Source organism: Arthrobacter sp. MYb227 (genome assembly GCF_002975435.1).
In the GTDB taxonomy this organism is placed as follows: Bacteria; Actinomycetota; Actinomycetes; order Actinomycetales; family Micrococcaceae; genus Paeniglutamicibacter.
This window is the reverse complement of the sequence record NZ_PCPT01000001.1, coordinates 203,250-221,351: the sequence shown is the minus strand read 5'-3', so window position 1 is coordinate 221,351 and position 18,102 is coordinate 203,250. Positions and strand designations below refer to the sequence as shown.

The following is an 18,102-nucleotide window of genomic DNA, read 5'->3' as shown; positions in this document are numbered from 1 at the left end:
TCCGAAGCTTCCTAGGCCAGACCTTTGGCGTTTGTATGTAGAAGCTCTAGCCGCGTTCTATCAGGAGCGCAGTAGCGGATCGGTCATAGCTAGCTCGGCATCCAGTTTCCCACGGTGATTACGCAAGGCCCGAAGGATCAAGATCAGGAGCGCCGCGGCGCTGACTACATAGAGCAGGTTTGCCCACGGGGGCTAAATCTGCACCCGAAATTCCGTAAGAATCTGCAAGTCCCATGCCCGCCGGGAACGAAACAACCATGAGCCCCGGGGCACCTAGGACTAATAACCAGAGGAAACACCGCGTCACCGAGGGCGTGGAAATTTTCCAGCATAAGCCTAAGCACAATCCCAGAGTCGCAAAAATGATGCCTAAACTGGCCCAAGCCAGCACCATGGGTATGGTTGAGGATCCTTCCATTCAGCCCGTGGTCTCGAAAATTTCAGCCACCGTCGATCCGGGCGCCGCCGCTAACGGGTTCCAGATTAAAACCTGAAACAAGCCGGTGATTGCGTATGCGACGACCAGTATGAAACCCACCCAGCCCGCAGTCCGTGCGTAGGCTCGGTACACGATTTGTCCCTTGTACATCTTGCGATGCTATATGCCCAGGTGTGAGGAAATCTGGATGTTGTACGGAAAGCCATGTGAAAATCGCTTTGAACCACAATGCGGTGGAGAAAAGCCTTTCAATGGATCCATAGACAAATTGCTGCTGCAGATGGAGCAGTAGAATTGGTCGCCACTGCACTTGTCGTAGCGTGGGACCACCCCGAACTTGTAGGCGATGACGCTGCCCTATGCGCCCACTCCGTGGCCGACGGGGGGAGCGAGAAGTAAAGCATAGGGCAAATAATCTAGGTGCTTCTGCACTGCCGCGATGAGTACTTGATCCGTGGCAATCTCGAAGTACTCCTCATCCAATGCTTCCCACAGCGCTTCGTCTTGTTCCGAAAGATCTTCGCTTCCGCTAGGGCGGAACCGAGCATATTCCTGATCCGCACGCTGGATCAATGCCGCTTGCGTTGTCAGGCCAAAACGATGAAAAGCGCTCAGCGCATCCTCCACCAGTGGATCATCGATCCCCAGCCGAATATTTTCAATGGCGCCACCTACCAGGCCACCATTTTCGGCTAGCCCATGGAATGACAACAAAGCACCTACATGCCACAGTATTTCGGCACGCTCTGATTTCTCGCCGTGGTGATAGGCAGCCATCGCGCGATCGTTAAGCCGTTCGAGTAGATCGTTGTCTTCTGGCATGAGAGGTACTCCTGAGCTGGCATGAACACTGTTGGTAGGTAGATATGACCTAAGAAAAGAGCCCCGCTTTCCAAGACTTCGGATGAAGCCAGATGAAAGCGGGACCAGAAGGTTTTTGCGGGCGTTTAGCTCTTTGCCTCATCGACAATGCCGTACATGCGCACCGAAATATCGGGGTATTCGAGGCGGGTCTTGCCATCTTCAAGGCGTGGCAACTGGGCGGGACCGTGTTCCGCACAATGCACGAAGCCGAATTCGGGCCACCACTTCTTGGGTCGCTCGGCCTCCGAATATCCGCATACTGCACAGGTCAGCTGGACCCAGACGGGGCGCTTTCCGGTGCGGTTGGCGCGCGACTGAATCAACCAAGCCGGGGGATTAGTGTTGAGTTTGGCAAACTCTGCCTCGCTCAAGCGCGGGGGAATGCCGTGGCGCTTGGCCATTTCCATGGGGATATCCAACGCAATAGCTGCGTCTCTACGTGTCATCATCGTGCTTAACACTAGGCTACAAAGGCCGCTCGTGAGTGCCGTTGGTGAGCGTGATCATGTTCGATGGGCGGCAGTTGACGTGCCTGAAATGGGTCACGATTGTATTTCGTTGTGTTCCACTCCACATAATATTCGCAATTTATGACGATGATCACATAAGCTGAATGAGTTGTGGTTGATCCCACAATAAAAGTGCTCGCAGAGAAGAAGGAACACTCATGACTCGCAAGAAAAACGGTTTACGCCTCGCCGCCGCCGTGGTTGGTATTTCGGCCTTGGCGCTCACCGCGTGCACCAGCCCTGCAGAAACCCCGAACGCCTCCGGCGGCTCCGATGCGCCAGCAGCTGGTTCAACAATTACCGTTGGCACCACCGACAAGGTCACCTCGCTTGACCCTGCAGGCTCGTACGACAACGGTTCATTCATGGTGATGAACCAGATCTACCCGTTCCTGCTCAACTCCAAGCCTGGTTCTGCCGAGCCGGAGAACGATATGGCCGAATCGGCCGAGTTCACCACCCCTACCGACTACACCGTCAAGCTCAAGGCCGGACTCAAGTGGGCCAATGGCACCGATCTTGACTCCAAGGATGTTAAGGCAAGCTTCGATCGTCAGGTAAAGATCGCAGATCCAAACGGGCCCTCTTCGCTGCTGGGTAACCTCGAAAGCGTTGAAGCTCCTGATGCAACAACCGTTGTGTTCAAGCTCAAGAGCGGCAACGATCAGACCTGGCCACAGGTGCTCACCAGCCCCGTTGGCCCGATCGTTGATGACGAATTGTTCCCGGCCGACAAGGTTCTAGCAGATGATGCAATCATCGCCGGTAAGCCGTTCGCCGGTCAGTACACCATCGAGTCCTATGCCAAGAACTCGCTGATCTCCTTCAAGACCTTCGACGGCTACCAGGGCCTGCTGGGCAAGCCCGCCAACGCGGCATCGAATATCAAGTACTACGCGGATTCAAACAACCTGAAGCTCGATGTGCAGCAGGGCAACATCGACGTCGCCTGGCGCTCACTCTCGCCAACAGACGTTGAGGACCTCTCCAAGGATTCCAAGGTGAAGGTTCACAAGGGTGCAGGTGGCGAGCTTCGCTACATCGTCTTCAACTTCAACATCATGCCGCACGGCGTTAAGACCGAGGATGCGGATCCAAAGAAGTCGCAGGCAGTGCGCCAGGCAGCAGCTAACCTGCTCGATCGCCAGGCCATCGCCACGAAGGTCTACAAGGACACCTACATTCCTGCTTACTCCTTCGTTCCGGCAGGCTTCACCGGTGCCATTGAACCGCTGAAGGAAATGTACGGCGAAAATGGTGGCCCATCCGAGGCTAAGGCCAAGGCAGTGCTCGAGGCAGCCGGTGTTTCAACCCCGGTTGAGCTGAAGCTTCAGTACAACCCGGATCACTACGGTCCAAGCTCGGGCGATGAGTACGCCATGGTCAAGAGCCAGCTCGAAGCCGGCGGCCTGTTCAAGGTTGACCTGCAGTCAACCGAATGGGTCACCTACCAGAAGTCACGTGTCACCGACTACCCGGCCTACCAGCTGGGTTGGTTCCCCGACTACTCGGATGCCGATAACTTCCTCACGCCGTTCTTCGCCAAGGACAACTTCCTGGGCAATGGTTACGACAACGCTGAGGTAGACAAGTTGATCAACGAGCAGCGCGTGGAAACCGACCGTGCCAAGCGCACCGCACTGATCGAAGAAATCCAGACCAAGGTCGCCGGAGATCTCTCGACGCTGCCAATCTTGCAGGGTGCTCAGGTTGCCGTAGCGGGAGCCGATGTTACTGGTGTTGAAACAACACTCGACGCATCATTCAAGTTCCGTTTGGGCGTATTGGCCAAGTAGCCACAGCAATAACTTAGGACCGCGTTGGTGTCCATTCTCCTGGGGAGTCTAAATACCAGGAGGTGGACACCATCGTGGTCCTTATTTCGGTAAACACACTTTTGAGCTAGGAGCCATTGAACATGGCCATCATGACCGACACCGTCGAGGAACCCTCGGCACCCCCGGCGCTAAAAGCAACGGCGCCCAAGGCGGGAGGCAGCTTTGCACGTTACCTCGTCACACGCTTCTTGCTAATTTTCCCCACCATTTTCATCCTTGTCACCCTAGTTTTCTTCCTGATGAGAGTCACTGGTGACCCGATCACCGCGGCTCTGGGCGGACGACTGACCCCCGATCAGCTGGCCGAACGCATTGCCGCGGCCGGCTACGACCGCCCGGTCATCGTCCAATACTTCGAGTACCTGGGGCAGATCTTCACCGGTAACTTTGGACGCACTATCTCCGATAACCGTGCAGTGACAGAGGTGCTGACCACCTACGGTGCCGCAACAGCGGAGCTCGCCTTCAACTCCCTGGTCATTGCACTGCTCATTGGTATCCCCTTTGGCCTCATGGCCGCCAAACTGCGTGATCGCTGGCCAGATGCCATACTGCGCGTCTTTGCCATCTTGTGCTACGCAACCCCGGTTTTCTTTGCCGGCCTGCTGCTCAAGCTGATCTTCGGTGTCTGGCTCGGCTGGTTGCCGATCGCTGGCCGCGCAGGAATCAATGCGGAACTGGAACTGACCTCGCTACAAAACCCCACGGGTATCTACCTGCTAGATGCACTGCGCTCCGGAAATATGGAAGCCGCATCGGATGTCATTCAGCACGCAATCCTGCCCGCCGTGGCCCTGGGCCTGCTCACCGCCGGAGTTTTTTTGCGCCTGGTACGCACCAACGTCATCGGCACCTTGGGCCGCGACTATGTTGAAGCCGGCCGCTCACGCGGCGTTTCCGAATACCGGCTGCTGACCAAGCACGCCTACCGCCCGGCACTGATCCCCATCATCACGGTGATGGGCCTGCAGATTGCGCTGCTACTCGGTGGCGCTGTGCTCACCGAAACCACCTTTGAGTGGAAGGGCCTTGGCTTTATGCTGGCCCAGTACCTCACCGCACGCGACTTTGTCGCGGTGCAGGGAATCGTGGTGCTGCTGGCAGTCATCGTCGCGGTGACCAACTTCATTGTTGACATTATTGCCGCACTCATCGACCCACGAGTGAGGTTCTAAATCATGAGTACAACAACTACCTCCATCGGTGCCAAGAAACCCTTGGCCGATCGCCTGCCGATCATCTCGCACTTGCGCATGAGCGCCGGACTACAGCGCGGGATGCTGGTTGCAGGATTAGTGCTGTCGCTGATCTTCATTCTTGCCGCCGCGCTAGCACCACTGATTGCACCCTTTGATTTCGCCCAGATCACTGACGCCGAGGGGGATTTTCCGACCCAGGCCGCACCGGGCGGAAAATTCATTTGGGGCACCACCGTCGGCGGCTTCGATGTCTTCTCACGTACCCTGTGGGGTGCCCAAACCGCACTACTAGTCATCGTCATGGCAGTGGTGTGCTCCATCTTCCTAGGTGTTTTCCTGGGATTGGTCTCCGGTTATATTGGTGGCTGGCTTGATCGCGTGTTGGTCGTCGTTGCCGATGCCATTTACGCCTTCCCGTCCCTGCTGCTGGCGATCGTGATGTCAATTGTGATCTCACAGGGGCAGTCGAGCCTCTGGGGAGGCATCATGGCAGCCGCAATCTCCATCACCGTGGTGTTCATCCCGCAGTACTTCCGGGTGATCCGCGCAGAGACCGTGCGGCTGAAGGCAGAACCCTTCGTCGAATCGGCGAAGGTCGTCGGGGCCTCAACCTGGCGCATCATGTTCAAACACGTGTTCCGCAATGCGACCCGCACGCTGCCGTTGATCTTCACGCTCAACGCTTCCGAGGCACTGCTGACCCTTGCCGGTCTGGGCTTCCTAGGCTTCGGCATCGAACCGACTAAGGCCGCGGAATGGGGTTATGACCTCAACCGTGCACTGTCAGATGCCACTAGTGGCATCTGGTGGACAGGTGTCTTCCCGGGCGTTGCCATTGTGCTCACGGTTCTGGGCCTGACATTGGTGGGCGAATCCATGAACGATCTTGGTGATCCGCGGTTGCGGATGCGCCGCAAGAAAAAGCGCACCAGCGGAAAGGGCGCGGCATGAGCCAGCACGGAACACCCAAAATAGCCACGGCAGATGGCCGGGTCCTGAGCATTGAGGACCTTCAGGTAACCTTCACCACCGATGCCGGTGAGGTCGATGCGGTACGTGGCGTCAGCTTTGAGGTAGCCGCCGGTGAAGTGGTAGCGGTTGTCGGTGAATCCGGCTCCGGTAAATCGGTCACGGCACGCACGGTCCTTGGTCTGCTGGCCGAAACGGCTACTGCCCGCGGTGCCGTGGTCCTGCGGGGCAATAATATGCTCGCGCTCACCGGTCGCCAGCTTCGTGCGGTTCGTGGGGAAGACGTAGCAATGGTCTTCCAAGAACCTTCAACGGCGCTAAACCCCGTATACACGGTCGGTTGGCAGATCGCCGAAGGCCTGCGTGCCCACGGCAAGGTCTCTAAGAAGCAGGCCCGTGCCCGTGCCATTGAAGTATTGGGCAGGGTCGGGATTCCGGAACCGGAGAAGCGAGTTGATTACTACCCGCACCAATTTTCCGGTGGCCAGAAGCAACGTGTCATCATTGCCGCGGCACTCGCGCTGAACCCGGCAGTCATTGTTGCCGATGAACCAACCACCGCACTCGATGTCACGGTGCAGGCCGAAATTCTTGAACTCTTGCGTGAAGTACGCGATGAATTCAATACGGGTATCGTGCTGATCACCCACAATATGGGTGTTGTTGCGGATTTGGCGGACCGCGTGGTTGTCATGTACCAGGGCAAGGTCGTTGAAACCGCACAGAGCCTAGAACTTTTCTCCGCCCCGCGCGAGGACTACACCAAGGCACTGCTCGAGGCGGTTCCGCACCTAGGACGCAACTCGGCCTCTGCCGGTATGAGTGAACGTTCGGGTCAAGACAAAGAAGTTCTTGTCGAGGCAACAAACCTAGAGATCACCTACCCGGGACGTATGGGAACTCCGGCGTTTAAGGCTGTCGATAACGTTTCGCTGAAGATCTGCGCCGGTGAAGTGTATGGATTGGTTGGTGAATCAGGGTCCGGCAAGACCACGATTGGTCGAGCCATTGCCGGGTTGAATAGGACCACCGGTGGATCTTTGAAGGTTCTGGGCTACGAGATGCTCAATTTCAAGGAGCGCACCTTCAAACCATTGCGCCAGGAAATTGGGTTTGTCTTCCAGGACCCGGCGGCAAGCTTTAACCCGCAGTTGAGTATCGGAGAATGTGTTGCCGAGCCACTATTGGTCCATCGCAAGGTAACCCCTGCCCAGGCCCGGGCACGGGTTGATGAACTGCTTGAAGCAGTTCAATTGCCCAAGGCCTTTGCCGATCGCTTCCCGCACGAGCTTTCCGGTGGTCAGCGTCAACGTGCCTCACTGGCTCGATCTTTGGCGCTCGACCCGAAATTGCTCATTGCCGACGAACCAACAAGTGCGTTGGATGTTTCGGTGCAGGCTAAGGTGCTTGAACTGTTCAAGGAATTACAGACAGAGCTGGGCTTTGCCGCCCTATTTATCTCCCATGACTTGGCGGTTGTTGACATGCTCTCAACCTGGGTGGGAGTGCTCTACCGTGGCAAACTCGTCGAAGAGGGCATTGGCTCTCAGGTCATGAGCAACCCATCGCACCAGTACACACAACGCTTGATCGCTTCACTTCCGGTACCAGATCCGGTAGAACAAGCAATCCGACGTGAAGCATTCCTGAAAACAGGTTAACCCCGTCCACGCAGCGAAACCGTTTTGAATGTTTAGCTTCTGGCCACCGGAACCACAATTATGTGGCGTCGGTGGCCAGAAGTTTAACTGCAAGGTGTAAGAGTTCATGGGCGTCGAGTACATAAATTCTTCGCAAAAATATCTGGACTGCGGGTCCCATCGGTGTCATGGTTTGGGCACCTGCCTTAGGAGAACCCTAGGATAGATGTATGAGCTCACAGATCAACCCGCAGGCCGCGGACACCGACCAGCAAGGTGACTACGACCCGAAAGCCAGCTCCCTCGCGGACACGGTTCGTGACGAGGTCATGGAGGAACTCCTTTCAATTCGTGGAAGTATCGATAATTTTGATGCCCAGCTGGTCTACCTGTTGGCCGAAAGATTCAAGGCAACTCAGCGTGTTGGACACCTCAAGGCCGTCCATCAGCTTCCGGCAAGTGACCCGGGACGCGAAAAAGCACAGATCGAACGCCTACGCCGGCTGGCCCAAGAAGCGCATCTTGACCCGGAATTTGCCGAAAAGTTCATGAACTTTATCATTTCTGAGGTCATCAGGCACCACCAGACAATCTCCGCATCACACGCAGAAAACGAAAACTAGATCCGTACCTCGCAGATGACTCAGGCTAACGAACCGGCAGAAACTCAGCCGGAAATTTCACGTGTGGTGCAAGCCAGCGCTCACGGACCCATGCCCGGGACCGACCCCGTGGAATCCCAACTGATGATTCGTGGGGAGATCGGTGCACCAAACTTGCCGTTCCTCCACCAGCTCCCGGACCGTGGAGTTGGCTCCGATTTCATCGGACGTGGAGCCATGCTGCTCGAAGAGCTGAGCGTAGATTTACGCCCCCATGGTTGGCGTTTGGCGCCGGCCCCCGGGGTAGACGCTAAACGTGCTGCCTCGGCACTGCGCACCGATCTGAATGTGCTTGGCGATGTAATCGGAGCCGAAAGTGCCGGGGGAGATGAACTGAAGATTCAATTTCCCGGCCCCGCAACGCTTGCGGCAAACCTTTATCTACATCATGGAGAGCGAGCGCTCAGCGATTATGGGGCGCGTCGTGACCTAGCCCAATCGTTGGCCCTTGGAGCTGCCAGACATCTTCGTGAGGTAAGTAAAAGCACCGAACGCAAGCAGCTGACCGTATACATTGATGAGCCAGCAGCGGCGGCGGTACTTTCCGGAACCTTGCCCACGGCCAGTGGTTATCGGACCCTGCGCTCAGTTCCGAGTTCAGAGCTGCGCGGTTGGTGGAGCGAACTTACCGAATCGCTCAAGGCTGCAGGTGCGCATCAAGTCATCATTGGCTCCACGGGGGATGCCGAGGCTTGGCCAAGTATTGCTAGTACAGCCTTTGAATCCGGTGCCGATGGCGTAGGGGCTAATGCTAGCGAGCTGACGGTACCCGGTTGGGAATTACTTGCCGGTGCTGTTGAAGACGGCAAAAGATTATGGTTAGGCTGTATTAATCCACTTGGTACAACACCCGGGGTGGTGGATGCGATTTCCGTAATCCGTAGGCCCTGGAAGCAACTTGGACTATCCGAAACGCTGTTTGATGCGTTGGTGCTGACTCCTACGAAAGGATTGGAAGAGGTTTCCCCGCAACGTGCATTAAGCGTCCTAGGCATGTTGGCTTCATATGTTGAGGCATTAAACCAGGTGCGCGTCGACGCCTAGCGTTGCGCGAGAGAAACCCGAGGATTTCAGGAAGCCGATTGTTGGTGTCTAAGCTGGTTGGATGCTTTCCCAAATTTCGCGCCGTACATTACTACTAGGTTCGGGAGCCGGCGCATCGTTATTGCTGGCCGGCTGCGGCAGTGCAACAGCTAAACCTCTATCCACTGCTGGCAGCGTGGATTTCAGCAACCAGCTAAACATTCCGCCGCTGGCTACCTCAACGGTTCAGACCGATGGTACTCGGGTCTTCGAGCTCACTGCGGAAGCTGGAAATAGTACGTTCCTACCCGAAACCTCGACTCCAACGTGGGGTTACAACGGGTCATTTCTGGGACCCACACTGCGGGCTCAGCGTAACGAGAAGGTACGCGTCGAAATACAGAACGGCCTGCCCTCACCCACCACGGTGCACTGGCACGGTATGCATATACCTGCCATTTACGATGGTGGAGCGCATCAAGTCATTGAGCCGGGGGACGGGGCGGAACCCGAGTGGATCATCGATCAGCCAGCCGCGACGCTTTGGTATCACCCGCACGTTCATGGGACTTCCGAAGAACAAATGACTCGTGGACTGACGGGTATGTTCCTGATTGACGAAGAAACAACCGATCCGGGGTTGCCATCCGAATACGGGATCGATGATATTCCGCTCATCGTCCAAGACCGTTCATTCGCCAAGGACGGTTCGTTCAAACTCACCCCAGACGCAACGGCTGGCCTACTGGGCGACACCATGCTCATAAACGGTTCGGTCAATCCGTACCTGAACGTAAGCACTCAAGCCGTAAGGCTACGGATTCTTAATGCGGCCACGGCACGGGTCTTCAACTTTGGCTTGAGCGACAACCGATCATTTGCTGTGGTGGGCTCCGATGGCGGTTTACTCCAGGCCCCGGCCAATGTTGAGCGATTGTTGCTTTCGCCCGGCGAACGGGCCGAGATCGTTGTGCGCTTGAGCCCCGGTGAAGAGGTTGTCTTGCAATCCCATCCCCAAGAACTGGGCATGAGCAACGCTTTGACCACGAGGGTCGGTGGAAATGACACACTTGATCTCTTGAAATTGCGGGCCGGTAGCAATCTAACTGCCTCACCGGAACTTCCGGATGTTTTGGCTGCAGAATCATCTTTCGAGATGGACAAAGCAATGATTACCCGAGGCTTCATCCTCAAAGACATGTATATCAACGGCAAGCTCATGGGGATGTCACGCATTGACCTGAGCGTTGGGGCACAGACCGTGGAAACCTGGAATATCAGCAATACGGATAATCTGGCACACAACTTCCACGTCCATGGTGCTCAATTTAGAATTCTAGACATTGATAACCGTGCACCACAGCCCGAATTTACTGGCTGGAAAGACACTGTCTTCCTCCCGGTGCGCGCCACAGCTCGGATTCAGGTCAAATTCGGAAAGTACAAGGATGCAGTAACACCGTATATGTATCACTGCCACTTCATCCGCCACGCAGACATGGGAATGATGGGGCAGTACACCATTATCTAGAACGAGCGTGGGGGCATCTGGTGTTGCTCTTTATCCGAACGAGCAACACTAACGACAGATTCGAATATTTAACTTGCTCGCGTGCCATCGATTGCCCCATGCCCGGGAACGGGGTGTGAGCTCGGTGCTGAAATCTCGTTGAACAACGCGATATCTAATCTTTCGTGACGGATGCGAAGGTCAGCCTGGATGAGTGTGAGCAAGATTTGGTAGAGCGTGGCCCCGACCGCGGAGACGAGCGCACCAACAATTTGGCTCAAGATGAGCGCCGCCCAATAATTTGGTGAGAATGAAATGCCAATACCAGTAATCGAACTAAGAATTCCTCCCAAGACGGAGATGATCAGTGCTGTAACCAGCACACAGCCGAAAGTTCTCCACCATCTGCCGCCTGTAAGGTTCCAAGATTTCTTGATCGCTGAAGCTACACTCAGCGACTGAGTCACCACAAGAACCGGTGAAATGATCAGCCGAACCCCGATCCAAAGCAAACACACCAATAACGCCATCAGCAGTAGCGCCGTCGGCACGAATATCAAAGCACCAAGGCTTTTTTCAAGCCAGATTGCAAGAGTGGACAGAAGCACAAACGGTGTAATTGCGGCGAAGCTCAACAGCAAATTTAGGCCCATGAGTTTTGCCCAAGTGGGTGCGCTGAAACTCATAGCCTGCCAGAAACTTGTGGGCAGGTTCAATGTTGCACGCATTGTGGCTACAGTCGAAGTTCCAACGATGAGCGCTGAAGCAAAAACAGAGAGCACCCATGCGCCTACACCAATTCCAAAGTAGAGATACCAAGGATGCGAGAGTATCTGTGAGGCGAGGTCTGCCAGATGTTGGAACTGGTCAGGGTTTGCGGCGAACATTAGCGCTTCATACATGACTTCGCCCAACCTAAGCACCACAAGGGCTAAAATACTAAGAATCCCCAGCAGTAGATAAACAGCAGCTGCTATTCCCAGTGTCGCAGCCGGGGCTAGCCTAATGACTGCAAAGGTGCCATCAAGTAAGTCTGCCAGTGTTAATGGGCGCAGTTCGATGACACCGGGTTTGGGAACCGGTGGAAAGCGAGGAACTTGCTCACCGCCGTGCGGTGCTGGCAGCAGATAGGGATTCGACGGTTCGTTGGCGGCCGAATTGGCCGGTGGGCCCCAGCCCGAGGGCGGAGGGCCCCACGAAGGCGGGTCTTCTCCCGAACTTCCTGTTGGATCGGCTGGATCTTGCGCCATGATTTTTGCCCTTGAATGTTGGATTTAGCAAACTAATATATACATTCCAGACCCAAGTGGAGGCCGGATAGTACATCTTTAGCCTAGGTCGTTTGTAACAATAAACTGAGCATTACCCGGCAATCGCGCCAACGCCGATTTGCTGGCGTTGCTCATGTAGTCTTATTCATATCTGGGCGTTTGCAATAATTGCCCGTAAAGCTGAACGGAAGGGCAGATTATGAAGGCACGCATCCTGGTTGTCGACGACGACGAGGCGCTGGCCGAAATGATCGGCATCGTCTTACAGAACGATGGCTTTGAAGCCGTTTTCTGCTATGACGGTGCCAAGGCATTGGGGGTATTCCGTGAAGTGAAGCCGGATCTAGTGCTCCTAGATCTAATGCTTCCTGGCATTGACGGCATTGAAGTGTGCAAACAGATTCGCGCCGAAGACGATGTACCGATCGTGATGCTTACAGCGAAGGCAGATACCGCTGACGTTGTTCGTGGTCTGGAATCCGGGGCCGATGATTATGTTCCGAAGCCGTTTAAGCCAGCGGAGCTCGTTGCGCGTGTCCGCGCTCGACTGCGCCCCACCGAGCAGCATGCTCCAGAGACCCTCAAGATTGGTGATCTCAGCGTTGATGTTGCTGGTCACCGGGTGACCCGCAACGGTGCAACTATCGGTCTCACCCCACTTGAATTTGATCTGCTGGTGGCACTTGCACGCAAACCATGGCAGGTATTTACTCGTGAACAGCTCCTTGAACAAGTCTGGGGCTATCGTCATGCAGCCGATACTCGTTTGGTAAACGTTCATGTGCAACGTCTTCGTTCAAAGGTAGAACTTGATCCAGAACGCCCCGAAGTTGTCTTGACGGTGCGCGGTGTTGGTTATAAGGCCGGTCAGGCCTGAGTCAGCAGATGCCGGGATCAGCCACCACCGAGCCTGCTCCGGAACCGGTCGCTATATCTACCGAGTCCGGAGTGCCGGTGGTGTTGCGCCGTAGCCTTGAAGTAATCAAGAACGCGCGCGAACGGCTTCGTTCACGCTGGCGTCGATCGCTACTATTTCGCACGGTTACCTCTGCGGTGTTGCTTTCGGCGCTGGCGTTATTGGCCGCTGGTGCTTTCCTGTCCAACCAAATCGCTTCGGGTCTTTTTCAGGAACGTTTTCACCAGGTTGAATCCGAATCGGTACGCGGACTGAATCAGGTCAAAGCGATTTTTGACTCGGCAGCAACCACCGACAGAACCAGCACACATTCACTAGTAACCAACACCGTGAAGATTCTTGAGGGTGATGGAGCCTTAGTGCAACGTGACTTTGTGTTGGTTCCGTTGCCCGGCGATGACAACCTCTATGTGGGGCCCACCGCTAGTGGAAACCTCACCTCACGTATTGTGCCCGAGGCATTGTCATCACAGATCCGCGAATCTAACGCTATTTATTGGCAGTCTATAGAGGTCAAGAACGGGAAGAGCGCCGGACCAGGGCTCATTTTTGGTACCCGAGTGACCCTACCGCCGGGCAAGGAATACGGACTGTATTTGGTCTATGACCTGACAAGTGTGCAAAATACCCTCGATTTCATTAACCGTGCCATGGCCTTGGTTGGTGGCTTGTTGCTGCTCGTCGTTGGCGGAATTACATGGTATGTAACACGCGCAGTGGTGCGTCCTGTTGCGGCAGCTGCCCAGGTATCGGAAAAGCTTGCCGCAGGTGAGCTTCAAGAACGCATGACCGTTAAGGGTGAGGACGAAATTGCCAGACTTGGCTCATCGTTCAACCACATGGCAGCCTCCCTACAGGACCAGATCAACCAGCTGGCAACCCTATCGCAGATGCAGCAGCGTTTTGTTTCAGATGTTTCACATGAGCTGCGAACACCGTTGACCACGGTTCGCATGGCAGCAGAAGTACTCCATGATGCCCGTGAAGATTTTGATCCGATCAACAAACGAAGCGCAGAACTTCTCTATAACCAAGTTGAACGCTTCCAAATTCTGCTCAATGACCTGCTTGAGGTTTCACGCTTCGATGCCGGTGTTGCAATTTTGGACGCCGAGCCTACCGACCTAGTAGCCGTTGCACGACGAGTGATCGATGCGGCCACGCCACATGCCGAAGCCATGGGATCATTGCTGCGCCTTTCAACCCCGGCCGGCGGGTGTGTAGCGGAGATGGATTCACGGCGCATCGAACGCGTGGTGCGTAACCTGATCATGAATGCCATTGAACACGGAGAAGGTAATCCGATTGATATTTCAGTGGCAGGGAACGATTCCGCTGTAGCGATTTCCGTGCGCGACCGTGGCATCGGTATGAGTCCGGAAGCTTCGACCCGTGTCTTTGACCGTTTCTGGCGTGCAGATCCGGCAAGAGCACGCACCACGGGTGGCTCCGGGTTGGGTCTGTCAATTGCCATGGAAGATACTCGTTTGCATACTGGCAGGCTTGAAGCATGGGGCGAACGAGAAGTCGGTTCTTGTTTTAGGCTCACCCTTCCACGCGTCCTTGGCGACACCATAACCAACTCGCCGCTACCACTCGAGCCCATCGTGCTGGCCGACGCGGTACTGGATAGGGACATGGTTATTGCTTTCCCACTCACCGGAGAAATTCCCATTATTGGGTTCAAGCCAAAGGCTCCACTAGGCCTTGGTGAAACAGAAAGCACCGAAAATGCCGATGATTCAGCCGAGGAAAAGCAAGAACTCGAAAAGCAGGAACCTGATGTTTAAGCAATTGCGTCGAACGCTATTCCTTCTTTTAGGTGTGATTCTTGTGATTACCGGGTGCTCATCGATCCCACGTAACGGACCGGTGCAGGCAATCCAGGTTGATGGTGGCACCAGTGGAACGGGAGCCTACTTTTCGCCCTCCGGTCCGAAATTAGATGCGAGTCCTCGTGAAATTATTGAGGGCTTTATTGAGGCAGGCATCGGTCCACAGGATGACTATAAGATTGCCCGCGAATTTTTGAATCCTAAACAGGTAGGGATTTGGAAAGGCGCCGTGCAGACCCTTGTGTATGACTCACGACCCAGCGTGATCTCAGGGAGCAAAGAGAATACATACACCATTCAATTAGAGGTTGTTGCCGAGATCGATGGCTACGGTGTGATGACCGAATTGCCGGCGCACTCAACACGTGCAATAGACATGAATCTAGAAAAGGTAGATGGTCAATGGAGGATCTCTAAACTTCCCGATGGAACAATGATCGACCGAGACTCATTCAACGGTCTATTCGGTGCCCAACCGATCTATTTCTACGATGCCTCCTTCCAATATGCGGTTCCAGATATTCGGTGGTTCCCTAAACGTGCGGGACTTCCTGCCGCGATGGTCGAAGCCTTGCTCAAGGGCCCGGCTCCGTATCTGGAGAATGCCGTAGTTTCTGCTTTCCCTTCCGGCAGCTCTCTAGTTAGAGCCGCCGTACCCGTTGAGGGGACTCAAGCGACTGTCGATCTGAATTCAGCAACGTTTATTGATGCCACAGAGCTTTCGAGACAACAGATGCAGCAACAGCTGGATCTCACGCTTAAAGACACGAATAGCATCCGCACCGTGGTGATGAGCGATGAACAACGCGAGGTAAAGATCGGTGCAGCAGATCCGCAGTTTAAGATTGCACTGAAAAATGCGGCTGTCCCGGAAACCCAGATCGCAATTTTGGATAGGACGCTCTCATTTGTGAAGGGTAAATCGATCAACCGCGTGGAAATCAACGATATTTCGGGGTACGACCCTCGCTACCCGGCCATGAGCCCGCTAGGCAATAGGTTCGCTTTCCTCGACGGAGCCTCAAAACGATTATTCACTGTTGATGAGAGTGGACGAAGCCGAGTGGTGGCGAGCGGAACCTCTCTGGTACGGCCGAGCATCGACGCAAGCGGCTGGACCTGGACCGTTGACAACGGTGCGAAAACAAGAATTCTCGCGGTACCCGAAGACACCGTCCTCAATGGCAAAGTACGTCCGATTGCTGCAGATTGGCTTGATGGAACCAAGGTTTCATCAATCAGAATTTCTCGTGACGGAACTCGTGCATTAATTGTTTCGGCGCGGGCCGGGGTCACCAGTGTCAGCGTCAGTGGTGTGTTGCGTGATAGTGATGGAACCCCGCGGGGGTTTGCGCCACCGATGTATCTGTACCCATCGGTACCCACCACGAGCGCGGTCTGGGATTCAGATTCTTCGGTAATTGTTTCCGCGTCGGATGCTACGGCAAGCGTGACGGCTGAGCGGATTAACTTTGCTGGAAAGCCCGAAAAGTTTCAACCACTATTAGGCATGATTGGGCTTTCGGCGGGACCAGGGGACCGCCGTCCGGTCTTTGCCGAGACGAAGGACCAGCTCTTCACCCGGGTTGGTAATTCCTGGCATCCCATGGATGAATTGGCCCACGATCTTTCCTATCCTGGGTAGCTGCTCTGGATAACCTAGTTATCCCCAAAGTGATTTGTGAGCGGCTAAATATCCGGTCAAGGCGCGACTCTTGAGACATGAAGTCTCTCGAAAGGGCTTTCGAGCGCATGCTCAAGCTTTGTGATGTGGTCTGGGGTTGGAAAGAAACCCGCAAGCTTCGAACTGCTTTACACGCAACTGCTGCCCTGCTATTTCCCGTCCAATGCGTCTGCTGCGGACGGCTTGACGAGAAATTGTGTGCCGCATGTTCCCAGACCCTAGGCGCAGTAGCTATTCGCCCGCAGCGTGTTGAGGAGTTTGCCGACGCCTTGCCGCTGAATATGGCGGGGCTGCCGATGCCGGTGATTACTGCCGGACGCTATGAACATGAGCTTGCTGGTGTTCTGCTTTCCTACAAGAATCATCAGATGGTTTCGCTTTCAAAAGTCTTGGTTCCGTTGCTTGCTCGAGCGCTCCGTGCGGCGCTGAACGAGCTGACCGATCCAGCGCGTGAGGTTCTTCTCGTTCCTGTGCCGAGCCGACGTAAGGCGTTGGCTGTTAGGGGATATTGGCCCGTGGGATTACTACTGCATCGAGTATTCAAGGCGCACTTGCTACCAGAAAATACTCGAGTTGTTCACGCGCTGCGGTATGCGGCGGGTGCCTCCTTGGGTAGCTCCCAAAAGATGCGTGGTCGACGTGGCCGAGCCTCGGTGCACAATACGATGCTTGCTCGGCGTCAACCGGGAATTAGCGATGCATTGAACTCGGGTGCGCAAGTGCTCTTTATCGATGATGTGCTCACCACCGGTGCAACGCTCGCGGAGGCATATCGTGCTCTGCAAGGGAAATGCGTTGTCCCCTGTGGGGCTGTAGTTATTGCAAGTACTCCGGCACCCGATGAAAAGCGATAATTATGCTGATGGCGATGAAGTAATAATTGCTACATCCTTGATTATCTGAGCATCTGTCATAGGGTGAAGTATGGGCACCCGGAAAAGGGAAAATGGCCCATCTTCAGCGACCGGAAGGAGTGAATTCTTCGGTCGCTGTTGTGTCACCTGAGCAATGATGGAGGACACCATGGAGATGACGATCAACGGACGCAATGTCAGTGTTACGGATCGCTTCCGCGAGTACGTGGACGAGAAGATCGACAAGGTCGATCAGCTTGCAACAAAGATCCAGCGCTTGGACATCAAGGTCACCAAGGAGCAGCATGCACGAAATGCCGAGAATGCTCTGACCGTCGAATTGACGGTCCTGGGACGGGGACCGGCCATCCGTGCCGAGGCGAAGGCCGCGGACAAATTCGCAGCCTTTGACACCGCATTCGCAAAGCTTCTCGAGCGTCTGCGTAAGGCTAGGGATCGTCGCAAGATCCACCACGGTAGCCGAACGCCCAAGGCAGTTCATCAGGCAACCAGTGGGCTTGAGCCAGCCGACAGCTCGTTGCCGCTTCACGAAGCAACGCGCTTGGCCCAGCAGGAAGAAGAAGCTCGACAGGTCGCAGAGGCGGCCGAGAACGGTGCACCTCCGATTGAGATTCGCCGCAAGGTCTTCCCTGCAGAATCCATGACCGTTGATGACGCTGTTGACCGCATGGAGCTGATCGGTCACCCCTTCTATCTCTTTGTCGATGCTGCTACCGGGGCACACTCGGTGGTTTACGCTCGCAAGGCCAAGGGAACCCAGCAGTACTCTTACGGCACCATTACCCTGGATCCGGAGGCTACCGACGAATCCACTTTGGAAACCCGCCGCTACCGTGAGGCTGCAACGGTCGAAGCATAAGAACTACAT

17 protein-coding genes are annotated in these 18,102 nt (G+C 55.2%); 13 read left to right on the top strand and 4 right to left on the bottom strand.

The window, feature by feature from the left end:
• Nucleotides 1-118 precede the first annotated feature (118 nt).
• Nucleotides 119-259 (bottom strand): hypothetical protein, encoded by a 141-nt coding sequence (locus tag CQ018_RS20190; RefSeq protein WP_219843978.1) that lies wholly within the window; start codon nucleotides 257-259, stop codon nucleotides 119-121.
• Nucleotides 260-362: 103 nt separating this feature from the next.
• On the opposite strand from CQ018_RS20190, the gene CQ018_RS20405 reads away from it, so the two are divergent.
• Nucleotides 363-494: a hypothetical protein gene (locus tag CQ018_RS20405; protein ID WP_258142352.1), complete on the top strand. Its 132-nt coding sequence runs from the start codon at nucleotides 363-365 to the stop codon at nucleotides 492-494.
• Nucleotides 495-796: 302 nt separating this feature from the next.
• Here CQ018_RS20405 and CQ018_RS01015 read toward each other — a convergent pair whose 3' ends face one another.
• The gene (locus CQ018_RS01015) at nucleotides 797-1,261 is read right to left on the bottom strand and encodes a hypothetical protein (RefSeq protein WP_105548121.1); all 465 of its coding nucleotides are present in this window, start codon (nucleotides 1,259-1,261) and stop codon (nucleotides 797-799) included.
• Nucleotides 1,262-1,386: 125 nt separating this feature from the next.
• Entirely contained in the window at nucleotides 1,387-1,752 is a 366-nt protein-coding gene (locus tag CQ018_RS01010; RefSeq protein ID WP_105548120.1) for a hypothetical protein, read from the bottom strand.
• A 218-nt stretch (nucleotides 1,753-1,970) separates the two neighbouring features.
• Here CQ018_RS01010 and CQ018_RS01005 point away from each other — a divergent pair, with 218 nt between their 5' ends.
• The 7 genes from CQ018_RS01005 to CQ018_RS00975 all read left to right on the top strand — a co-directional run bounded on the left by CQ018_RS01005 (nucleotide 1,971) and on the right by CQ018_RS00975 (nucleotide 10,674).
• A complete protein-coding gene (locus CQ018_RS01005) occupies nucleotides 1,971-3,608 on the top strand; it encodes an ABC transporter substrate-binding protein (RefSeq protein ID WP_105548119.1) in 1,638 nt (545 codons plus the stop codon).
• A 131-nt stretch (nucleotides 3,609-3,739) separates the two neighbouring features.
• Nucleotides 3,740-4,825 (top strand): ABC transporter permease, encoded by a 1,086-nt coding sequence (locus CQ018_RS01000; RefSeq protein WP_105548652.1) that lies wholly within the window; start codon nucleotides 3,740-3,742, stop codon nucleotides 4,823-4,825.
• 3 nt (nucleotides 4,826-4,828) lie between these two features.
• Nucleotides 4,829-5,800 (top strand): ABC transporter permease, encoded by a 972-nt coding sequence (locus tag CQ018_RS00995; protein ID WP_105548118.1) that lies wholly within the window; start codon nucleotides 4,829-4,831, stop codon nucleotides 5,798-5,800.
• Nucleotides 5,797-7,479, top strand: a complete 1,683-nt coding sequence (locus tag CQ018_RS00990) for an ABC transporter ATP-binding protein (RefSeq protein WP_105548117.1) — start codon at nucleotides 5,797-5,799, stop codon at nucleotides 7,477-7,479. Before CQ018_RS00995 ends, CQ018_RS00990 begins: the two co-directional genes overlap by 4 nt.
• A gap of 209 nt (nucleotides 7,480-7,688) precedes the next feature.
• Nucleotides 7,689-8,081 (top strand): chorismate mutase, encoded by a 393-nt coding sequence (locus tag CQ018_RS00985; protein WP_105548116.1) that lies wholly within the window; start codon nucleotides 7,689-7,691, stop codon nucleotides 8,079-8,081.
• A gap of 15 nt (nucleotides 8,082-8,096) precedes the next feature.
• Nucleotides 8,097-9,164, top strand: coding sequence for a hypothetical protein (locus CQ018_RS00980; RefSeq protein WP_105548115.1), 1,068 nt, complete (start codon nucleotides 8,097-8,099; stop codon nucleotides 9,162-9,164).
• 61 nt (nucleotides 9,165-9,225) lie between these two features.
• Nucleotides 9,226-10,674, top strand: coding sequence for a multicopper oxidase family protein (locus CQ018_RS00975; RefSeq protein ID WP_105548114.1), 1,449 nt, complete (start codon nucleotides 9,226-9,228; stop codon nucleotides 10,672-10,674).
• A gap of 68 nt (nucleotides 10,675-10,742) precedes the next feature.
• On the opposite strand, the gene CQ018_RS00970 is transcribed toward CQ018_RS00975, so the two are convergent.
• On the bottom strand, nucleotides 10,743-11,903 hold the full coding sequence (locus CQ018_RS00970; protein ID WP_105548113.1) for a glycerophosphoryl diester phosphodiesterase membrane domain-containing protein: 1,161 nt from the start codon (nucleotides 11,901-11,903) through the stop codon (nucleotides 10,743-10,745).
• A 220-nt stretch (nucleotides 11,904-12,123) separates the two neighbouring features.
• On the opposite strand from CQ018_RS00970, the gene mtrA reads away from it, so the two are divergent.
• From mtrA to hpf, 5 genes are all read left to right on the top strand, one after another.
• A complete protein-coding gene (mtrA, locus tag CQ018_RS00965; protein WP_105548112.1) occupies nucleotides 12,124-12,801 on the top strand; it encodes an MtrAB system response regulator MtrA in 678 nt (225 codons plus the stop codon).
• 8 nt (nucleotides 12,802-12,809) lie between these two features.
• Nucleotides 12,810-14,630 carry an MtrAB system histidine kinase MtrB gene (mtrB, locus tag CQ018_RS00960; RefSeq protein WP_105548111.1) on the top strand — a complete coding sequence of 607 codons (1,821 nt, stop codon included), beginning with the start codon at nucleotides 12,810-12,812 and terminating at the stop codon, nucleotides 14,628-14,630.
• A complete protein-coding gene (locus CQ018_RS00955) occupies nucleotides 14,623-16,320 on the top strand; it encodes an LpqB family beta-propeller domain-containing protein (protein ID WP_181149677.1) in 1,698 nt (565 codons plus the stop codon). Before mtrB ends, CQ018_RS00955 begins: the two co-directional genes overlap by 8 nt.
• Nucleotides 16,321-16,397: 77 nt before the next feature.
• Nucleotides 16,398-17,213: a ComF family protein gene (locus tag CQ018_RS00950; RefSeq protein WP_105548109.1), complete on the top strand. Its 816-nt coding sequence runs from the start codon at nucleotides 16,398-16,400 to the stop codon at nucleotides 17,211-17,213.
• Between the two features lie 169 nt (nucleotides 17,214-17,382).
• Nucleotides 17,383-18,093 (top strand): ribosome hibernation-promoting factor, HPF/YfiA family, encoded by a 711-nt coding sequence (hpf, locus tag CQ018_RS00945; protein WP_105548651.1) that lies wholly within the window; start codon nucleotides 17,383-17,385, stop codon nucleotides 18,091-18,093.
• The last annotated feature ends 9 nt before the right edge of the window (nucleotides 18,094-18,102 follow it).

Coding starts and splice junctions, on each gene's coding strand:
- CQ018_RS00970 (WP_105548113.1), bottom strand. CDS start 11,903: ATGGCGCAAGATCCAGCCGATCCAACAGGAAGTTCGGGAGAAGACCCG.
- CQ018_RS00950 (WP_105548109.1), top strand. CDS start 16,398: ATGAAGTCTCTCGAAAGGGCTTTCGAGCGCATGCTCAAGCTTTGTGAT.
- CQ018_RS00985 (WP_105548116.1), top strand. CDS start 7,689: ATGAGCTCACAGATCAACCCGCAGGCCGCGGACACCGACCAGCAAGGT.
- mtrB (WP_105548111.1), top strand. CDS start 12,810: ATGCCGGGATCAGCCACCACCGAGCCTGCTCCGGAACCGGTCGCTATA.
- hpf (WP_105548651.1), top strand. CDS start 17,383: ATGGAGATGACGATCAACGGACGCAATGTCAGTGTTACGGATCGCTTC.
- CQ018_RS00955 (WP_181149677.1), top strand. CDS start 14,623: ATGTTTAAGCAATTGCGTCGAACGCTATTCCTTCTTTTAGGTGTGATT.
- CQ018_RS01010 (WP_105548120.1), bottom strand. CDS start 1,752: ATGATGACACGTAGAGACGCAGCTATTGCGTTGGATATCCCCATGGAA.
- mtrA (WP_105548112.1), top strand. CDS start 12,124: ATGAAGGCACGCATCCTGGTTGTCGACGACGACGAGGCGCTGGCCGAA.
- CQ018_RS20190 (WP_219843978.1), bottom strand. CDS start 259: ATGGTTGTTTCGTTCCCGGCGGGCATGGGACTTGCAGATTCTTACGGA.
- CQ018_RS01005 (WP_105548119.1), top strand. CDS start 1,971: ATGACTCGCAAGAAAAACGGTTTACGCCTCGCCGCCGCCGTGGTTGGT.
- CQ018_RS20405 (WP_258142352.1), top strand. CDS start 363: ATGATGCCTAAACTGGCCCAAGCCAGCACCATGGGTATGGTTGAGGAT.
- CQ018_RS00980 (WP_105548115.1), top strand. CDS start 8,097: ATGACTCAGGCTAACGAACCGGCAGAAACTCAGCCGGAAATTTCACGT.
- CQ018_RS00995 (WP_105548118.1), top strand. CDS start 4,829: ATGAGTACAACAACTACCTCCATCGGTGCCAAGAAACCCTTGGCCGAT.
- CQ018_RS00975 (WP_105548114.1), top strand. CDS start 9,226: ATGCTTTCCCAAATTTCGCGCCGTACATTACTACTAGGTTCGGGAGCC.
- CQ018_RS01000 (WP_105548652.1), top strand. CDS start 3,740: ATGACCGACACCGTCGAGGAACCCTCGGCACCCCCGGCGCTAAAAGCA.
- CQ018_RS01015 (WP_105548121.1), bottom strand. CDS start 1,261: ATGCCAGAAGACAACGATCTACTCGAACGGCTTAACGATCGCGCGATG.
- CQ018_RS00990 (WP_105548117.1), top strand. CDS start 5,797: ATGAGCCAGCACGGAACACCCAAAATAGCCACGGCAGATGGCCGGGTC.